The organism is Nocardiopsis valliformis DSM 45023, assembly GCF_000340985.1.
In the GTDB taxonomy this organism is placed as follows: Bacteria; Actinomycetota; Actinomycetes; order Streptosporangiales; family Streptosporangiaceae; genus Nocardiopsis; species Nocardiopsis exhalans.
Map to the genome: position 1 here is coordinate 21756 of NZ_ANAZ01000032.1, position 7577 is coordinate 29332.

Genomic DNA, 7577 nt, shown 5'->3' on the forward strand with positions numbered 1-7577 from the left:
GGTTCCGGGTCAGAGCCAGCCCATTTCCTGGGCGGTGTGGACCGCACCGATGCGGTTTTCGGTGCCGGTCTTGGCCATGGCGGCGGACATGTGGTTGCGGACGGTGCCCTCGGCGATGCTGAGGTTCCGGGCGATGTCGGTGACGCTTTCACCTCGGGCGAGAGCGCGGAGGATCCCGGTTTCACGGTTGGTGAGAGGGCTGAGTCCGGCGGCCATGGCGGCGGTGGCGAGTTCGGGGTCGATGCGCTGTTCACCGGCGTGCACGGCGCGGATCGCCTGGGCGAGTTCACCGACCGGAGCGTCCTTGTGCAGAAAGCCGCGGACACCTGCTCCGACCGCGCGGCGCAGGTAGCCGGGGCGACCGAAGCTGGTCAGGACCACCAGAGCACACTCGGGGAGGACCTGGGCAAGCTGTTCGGCGACCTCCAGACCGTTCGCTCCCGGCATGTCGATGTCCAGTACCGCCACGTCCGGGCGCAGTTCGGTAACCAGGGCGGTGGCTTCGTCGCCTCGGGCGGTCTGGCCGACGACCTCCAGGTCGGGTTCCAGGTCCAGTAGGGCGGCGATCGCCCCCCGTACCAGGTTCGCGTCATCGGCCAGCACGATCCTGATCATGCGTGTCCCTCTCGGTCGTCACGGGGCAGCTCTCCCAGGCGGGTGGGCAGGACCGCGCGTAGTTCGAACCGGTTGCGGTCGTCGGGCCCCGCGGTCAGTGTTCCCCCGGCGGCGGACACGCGTTGGGTCAGCCCGAGGAGGCCGCTCCCCCGGTTCACGGTGCCGGGTGCCCCGTCGTTGCGGATGCGCAGGGTGATCGAGGCCGCGTCCTCCTCCAGGAGGATCACGCAGTGCCGGGCCGTGCTGTGCCGGACGACGTTGGTGACTCCCTCGCGGACCACCCAGGCGGCGGTGCCGCGCAGGTGTTCGGGAACCCGGTCGACGTCCACCATGACCTCGAGTCGGGTACCCGCAGCGGTCAAGACCTCGTGGGCGCCCTCGAGTTCCTCGGTGAGGTCGGCGTCGCGGTAACCGCTGACCGTCGAACGCACCTCGCGCAGCGCCCGGCGGGCCTCTTCCTGAACCAGGCGCATCTCCTCTGCGGCGCGCCCGGCGTCGACCACGGTCAGGCGGGCGGCGAGCTCACTGCGCACCGCGATCCCGGACAGGCTGTGGCCGAGGAGGTCATGAATGTCACGGGCGATGCGCACCCGTTCCTCGCTGGCGGCCAGCCGGGAGCGGGCCCGCTGTCCGGCCACGACCTCGCGGGTCAGATCCCACAACCGCAGGCTCATCCGGTTACCCGTCAGTATCGCCCAGGCCAGGGCGAGGCTCACCGCAATCCACATCGGGGTGGGGGTGTCTGCGCCGGTCAGGTGGGCGTGCGACCAGGGAAGAGAGAGCAGTGCCAGCCCGGAGAGAGCGCTCCACCAACGAGGGGCGACCAGTGCCACCATGCCCCACCAGACCGCCGACACCACGAACGCGGCCGCGCCCGGTAGTAGGAGCCAGACCGCGCCCGCCGTCGCGGCGAACGAGGCCAGGTACGGGACCGGCGAACGCTCTCCCGGGCCCAGGACCTGGCGGAACGTCATCCGCAAGGCCAGTGCCGCGGCCACCGTGGCCAGCCCACCCGCAGCGGCCAGGTTCACCGGCCAGGGGCCGCCGATCAGGTACCACTGGAGCGCCACCATGAACGGCATCGGGAAGGCCATCCCGAGCAGGGTGTAGACGACCACCCAGCGTGCACGGCTCAGCCGCTGATCGCCGGTCTCGGGCCCCTCCCTCACTTGCTCTCCCGCGGATCCCAGCGGAAGAACCTGGCCAGGTAGGCGAACACGGCGATCCAGACCACGATGACCAGCAGGCCGGGCAGGGCTGCGACCCACAGGTCCACTCCGACGAGGGTCCGGGAGCCGTCACCGCCGCCGATGAAGTCGCGGCCGAGGTAGGCACTGGTGACGATCTCCGCCCCCGCTGCGGCGGGCAGGAACCGGGCGATCTCGGCAAGCCGGTCGGGCATGGCCGCCAGCGGCAGCATGAGCCCGCTCAGCCCGTAGAAGAGCATCAGCGGCAGGAAGCACAGCATCTGCGCGGACTCGGCGTTGCGGCACATCCGGGTGAAGGCGATGGCGAACAGGGAGACGGCGACGGTCACCAGCAGAATGGGCAGCGCGACCAGCAGGGGGTCCACCGGAGTGACGTCGAAGTGCCGATACAGCACCGCGCCGATGATCACCGAGACCATCAGGGTCACCAGGGTCACGGACACGATCACCGCTCCGAATATCACCGCCGGGGCCGTGCCCGCCACCCGCAGGCGTTTGAGCACCAGCTGTTCGCGGCGGGCCGTCACGAGGTTGCTGATGTGCATGATCGACAGAAACATCGGGGCCATCATCAGCGAACCCACCGTGTAGTGGGCGCCCGCGTCCACCCCGGGAACAAGCTCCGTGCCCTCCTGGACCATCCCTAGCAGGGCCAGGACCAGGGGGAACAGGGCAAAATACAGGGCCGTGCGGTAGCGCCAGAACAGGGTCATCTCGGCGCGGGAGAACTCGTAGGTCTGGCGAAGGAGGCCGACCTGCCGGCGCCCTCGCACGTCCACGACCTGGACAGGGGTGACGGTGCTCATCGGCTGACTCCTTCCGGGGTGGGGATCTCGTGTCCGTCGGCGACGCTGAGGAAGACGTCCTCCAGCGAAGCCCGGTGCAGGGCCAGCTCCTCCAGCCCGACCCGTTCCCGGTCCGCCCACTCCATCAACGCGGCCACCGCTGTGTGGGCGCGATGGACCGGGTCACCGTCGGTGACCGTGTAGGTGACGGTACGGCGGCCGGCGGCGTCGGTCACCTCCTTCCCTGTACCGAGGAGCTCGGGCGGGACGGGAGCCTCGGTGGGGGTCCGGAAGACGATGCGGTCGCCCCAGCCGGTCAGGACCTCGGCCAGGCGCCCCTCTACCTCGATCCGCCCCCGGTGCATCAGGGCCAGTCGGTCGGCGAGGCGCTCGGCCTCCTCCAGGTAGTGGGTGGTGAGCAGGACGGCGGTGCCCTCGGCGACGAGGTCGGTGATCAGGTTCCAGGTGGCCCGGCGGGCCTCGGGGTCCATGCCGGTGGTGGGCTCGTCCAGGAGGAGTACCTCAGGACGGGTGGTGATCGCCAGGGCCAGGTCCAGACGGCGCTTCTGCCCGCCGGAGAGCTGGCGGACCCGCACCCTGGCCCGGTCGGCGAGGTTGACCAGGGCCAGAACCTCCTGAGTGCCGCGCGGCCGCGTATGGATGCGGCGGGTGAGTTCGACGGTCTCGGCGACGGTGAGGTCGGTGAAGGTCCCGCTCTCCTGGAGGACGGCGTTGACCCGGCCGCGCAGGGCACGCTGCTCCCGGCGCGGGTCCCGGCCGAAGAGGCGGACCGAGCCGCCGACCGGACGACGGAACCCCTCCAGGGCCTCGATGGTGGTGGTCTTGCCCGCACCGTTGGTGCCCAGGAGCGCGAAGAGCTCACCGGGGGCGATGTCGAAGGACACGCCCCGGACCGCCCGGAAGTCCCCGTAGGCGCACTCCAGGTCGCGGACCCGGATCACGGGGCCGCCGTCGTCCGGCCCGCCCGGGTCGTGTTCGGTCTGGCGTTGGGGAGTGGTGGTGAACATGTCTCCAGCCTCGTCGAGCGGTGCCCGCCAGACCATGAACACCCGTCACCGATCCGGTGTGAGGGGTGCCCTGCCCTGACCATGACAGAACTCACGGGTGGGAAGCCGGGCACGACACGGTGAGGGGCCGGGGAACCCGCCCCCAGCCCCTCTCACACTGTGACTGACTACTGTGCCTGACCGTGCCTGCTGACGCTGGCCGGGACTACCTGCCGGGGCGGTAGACGGGCTGGGTCTGCGGGTTGAACTCGTCGTAGGTGACCCGCTCCGCCGAGCGCAGGCGCGGGTCGGTGAGCTTGAGGACGTCCAGCCCTCGCTCGATGTCCGAGGAGTACACGTAGCCGTTGTAGTAGTACGCCGACCAGGTGTCGTTGTCCTGGATGTCCGGGTCGATCCGGGAGTCGGCGTCGAAGTAGCCGATCTCGCGCGGGTTCTTCGGGTCGTTGAAGTCGATCACCGAGACACCGCCCTGGTACCAGGACTGCACGAAGAAGTCCTGGCCCGGAACCGGGATCAGCGAACCGTTGTGCGCCACACAGATCTGGTCGCCCTGGTGGCGCTCGATCTTGAAGTAGCTGGCGAACTCCAGCGTGGCGTTAGCGCCCTCACCGTCGAGAGTGTAGATGGCGTTGGCGCCACGTTCCGGACCGATCTCCTCGGTGCAGGTGGGCGCACCGCCGCCGCCGAGCTCGTCGGTGAACAGCACGGTCCTGGCGTCGTTGGTGAACGTGGCCGAGTGCCAGAACGCGAAGTTCTCGTCCTGGATCACCTCGGTGACCACTGGTTCGAGGGGGTCGGAGATGTCCATCAGGATGCCGTCACCCATGCACGCACCGGCGGCCAGGTCCTTGGACGGGAAGACCGTGATGTCGTGGCAGCCCTGGGTGGGCAGCAGCAGACCGGGCTGTTCGTGGTTGCCGCCGTCGGGGAAGAGCACCGGCTCGTTGGCAACGGCCGCCGAGGCCGGGTCGTCCAGCGGGACCTCGATGATCGAGATCTTGTCGTGCGGCGGCTGACAGTTCGGGAAGTTCACCGAGGGCGAGTACGAGGACACGTACACGTACTCGCGTTCCCCATCGCCGGGTACCAGGGTCAGGGTGTGCGATCCGCAGTCGGTGCGCACCGCCGACACGTACTGTGGGTTGGCCTTGTCCGAGATATCGAAGACGCGCACGCCCTCGAACCCGTCGGGGTCCGTGGTGGGGACGGCGGGCGCTCCGCACTCGTCGTTGGCGCGAGGGTAGTCCACGGCGAAGTACAGCAGGTTGCCGCTGACCGCGACGTCACCCTGGCCGCCGGGACAGACGACCTCGGAGACGATCCGGGGGTCCTCGGGCTCGGAGATGTCGTAGATGACGAAGCCGTCGTAGTTGCCGCCGATAGCGTAGTCACCCGTGAAAGCCAGGTCCGAGTTGACGTTGCTGACCGCCTCGGGCTTGGGCACGTTGGTGACGAAATCGACGTTGTCGCTGGAGATGTCGTCGGAGGGCGGGGTGTCGGCATGGGCCGCCGCCGGGCCGAGCAGCCCGGCGAGCAGGGCCGCGGCCGCGGCCGTCGCCAGCGCCGCTCCGCGGCGCGGGGGTGTGCGCATGGGTCTCTCTCTTCTTGTGTCGGGGGAGGAAAACGCACGGAGGCGCCGCGCGTGGCTCGCGCAGCACCCCGGTACGTCACAGCGAGCCGTGGCTACCTGCCTGGGCGGTAGTTCGGCTGGGTCTGCGGGTTGAACTCGTCGAAGACGACGCGCTCGGCCGCACGCAGACGCGGGTCGGTGAGCTTGAGGACGTCCAGGCCCCGGCGCATGTCGGAGGAGTAGACGTAGCCGTTGTAGTAGTACGCCGACCAGGTGCTGCCGTTCTCCATGTCCGGGTCGATCCGGGAGTCGGCGTCGAAGTAGCCGATCTCGCGCGGCTTCTTCGGGTTGTTGAAGTCGATGACCGACACCCCGCCCTGGTACCAGGACTGCACGAAGAAGTCCTGGCCCGGAACCGGGATCAGCGAACCGTTGTGCGCCACGCAGTTCTGCTGGGTCCCCTGGTGCCGGTCGATCTTGAAGTAGCTGGCGAACTCCAGGCTGTGGCCGTCGCCGTCCTCCTTGAGCGTGTAGATGGCGTTGGCGCCGCGCTCGGGACCGATCTCCTCGGTGCAGGTGGCCGCACCGCCGCCGCCGAGCTCGTCGGTGAACAGGACCGACTTGGCGTCGTTGGTGAACGTGGCCGAGTGCCAGAACGCGAAGTTCTCGTCCTGGACGACCTCGGTCACGACCGGGTTGACCGGGTCGGAGATGTCCATGATGATGCCGTCGCCCATGCACGCGCCCGCGGCCAGGTTCTTGGCCGGGTAGACCGTGATGTCGTGGCAGCCCTCGGTGGGCCGGAGCAGTCCGGGCTGGTCGTGGTTGCCGCCGTCCGGGAACAGGACCGGCTCGTTGATGACCGCGGCCGAGGCCGGGTCGTCCAGCGGGACCTCGATGATCGAGATCTTGTCGTGCGGCGGCTGACAGTTCGGGAAGCGCACCGAGGGCGCGTAGGACGAGACGTAGATCAGGTCGCTGGCGCCGTCCTCGGTGGGGACGAGGGTGAGGGTGTGCGAGCCGCAGTCGGTGCGCACGGCGGCGACGTACTGCGGGTTCGCCTTGTCGGAGATGTCGAAGATCCGCACGCCCTCAAACCCGTTCGGGTCGGTGACCGGGACCGCCGGGGCCCCGCACTCGTCGGTGGCGCGCGGGGAGTCCACCGCGAAGTACAGCAGGTCGCCGCTGACGGACACGTCGCCCTGACCGCCGGGGCAGACGACCTCGGAGATGATCTGGGGGTCGGCTGGCTCGGAGATGTCGTAGATGACGAAGCCGTCGTAGTTGCCGCCGATGACGTGGTCACCGGTGAAGGCCAGGTCGGAGTTGGTGTTGCTGACAGCCGCAGGTTTGGGCACGTTCGCGATGTGCTCGACGTTGTCGCTGGTGACGCTGTCGGAGGGGGGCGTGTCGGCGTGAGCCGCCGCCGGACTGAGGAGACCGACGAACAGGGTCGCGGCCGCGGTGAGCGCGACGGCGGTCGCACCTCGCAGGCCGCGTCCTGCCCGTGTCGGGGGAGCTGCGGGCATGGTTTCTCCAGATCGTTGCACGTGGGGGACAGGGGCTTGGGGGTGGTATGCGGCGGGGCCGCGGCCGAGTGGCCGCGACCCCGGTCTCTCCCGTTTGCCCTGACTCCCCAGGAGGAGCCACCGGGAGAGAATCGTGGGTCGCGTCAGCGCCCGGGTCGGTAGCTCGGCTGAGACTGCGGGTTGAACTCGTCGTAGCTGACGCGTTCGGCGGAGCGCAGGCGCGGGTCGGTGAGCTTGATGACGTCCAGCCCGCGGGTGATGTCGGAGGAGTAGACGTAGCCGTTGTAGTAGTAGGCCGACCAGGATCCGCCCAGGACCAGGGAGTCCTCATCGATCGGGGCGCGGTCGAAGTAGCCGATCTCGCGCGGGTTCTTCGGGTCGTTGAAGTCGATCACCGAGACGCCGCCCTGGTACCAGGACTGCACGAAGAAGTTCTGGCCCGGGACCGGGATCAGCGAACCGTTGTGCGCCACGCAGTTCTCGGTGTCGCTCTGCACGCGCGGGATCTTGTAGTAGCTCTCGAAAGCCAGCGCGGGATCCTCGGCGGTGCCGCCGATCGTGTAGATGGCGTTGGCCCCGCGCTCGGTCCCGTAGTCCTCGGTGCAGATGGCGCCGCCACCGCCGCCGAGTTCGTCGGTGAAGATCACGGTGCCCGCGTCGTTGGTGAACGTGGCGGAGTGCCAGAAGGCGAAGTTCGGATCCTGGACCACGTCGGTGACGACGGGGTGCGCGGGGTCGGAGATGTCCATCAGGATGCCGTCGCCCATGCACGCGCCCGCGGCGAGGTCGATCTCGGGGTAGGCGGTGATGTCGTGGCAGCCGGTGGTGGTGCGGTGGCCGCC

General features: G+C 69.2%; 7 protein-coding genes. All 7 read right to left on the reverse strand.

Annotation, left to right across the window (positions count from 1 at the left end; translation table 11 throughout):
- Window positions 1–9: 9 nt before the first annotated feature.
- Window positions 10–615 carry a response regulator transcription factor gene (locus D457_RS0125310; RefSeq protein WP_017583478.1) on the reverse strand — a complete coding sequence of 202 codons (606 nt, stop codon included), beginning with the start codon at window positions 613–615 and terminating at the stop codon, window positions 10–12.
- Window positions 612–1784 carry a sensor histidine kinase gene (locus D457_RS0125315; RefSeq protein ID WP_017583479.1) on the reverse strand — a complete coding sequence of 391 codons (1173 nt, stop codon included), beginning with the start codon at window positions 1782–1784 and terminating at the stop codon, window positions 612–614. Before D457_RS0125315 ends, D457_RS0125310 begins: the two co-directional genes overlap by 4 nt.
- Complete coding sequence (locus tag D457_RS0125320) at window positions 1781–2629, reverse strand: ABC transporter permease (RefSeq protein WP_017583480.1); 849 nt, start codon at window positions 2627–2629, stop codon at window positions 1781–1783. Before D457_RS0125320 ends, D457_RS0125315 begins: the two co-directional genes overlap by 4 nt.
- The gene (locus tag D457_RS0125325; RefSeq protein WP_039831902.1) at window positions 2626–3636 is read right to left on the reverse strand and encodes an ABC transporter ATP-binding protein; all 1011 of its coding nucleotides are present in this window, start codon (window positions 3634–3636) and stop codon (window positions 2626–2628) included. The genes D457_RS0125320 and D457_RS0125325 overlap by 4 nt, the downstream gene beginning before the upstream one ends.
- Window positions 3637–3841: 205 nt before the next feature.
- On the reverse strand, window positions 3842–5227 hold the full coding sequence (locus D457_RS0125330) for an LVIVD repeat-containing protein (RefSeq protein ID WP_017583482.1): 1386 nt from the start codon (window positions 5225–5227) through the stop codon (window positions 3842–3844).
- Between the two features lie 92 nt (window positions 5228–5319).
- Window positions 5320–6735, reverse strand: coding sequence for an LVIVD repeat-containing protein (locus tag D457_RS0125335; RefSeq protein WP_017583483.1), 1416 nt, complete (start codon window positions 6733–6735; stop codon window positions 5320–5322).
- Window positions 6736–6878: 143 nt separating this feature from the next.
- On the reverse strand, window positions 6879–7577 hold a 699-nt coding region (locus D457_RS0125340), incomplete at its 5' end, for an LVIVD repeat-containing protein (protein WP_017583484.1).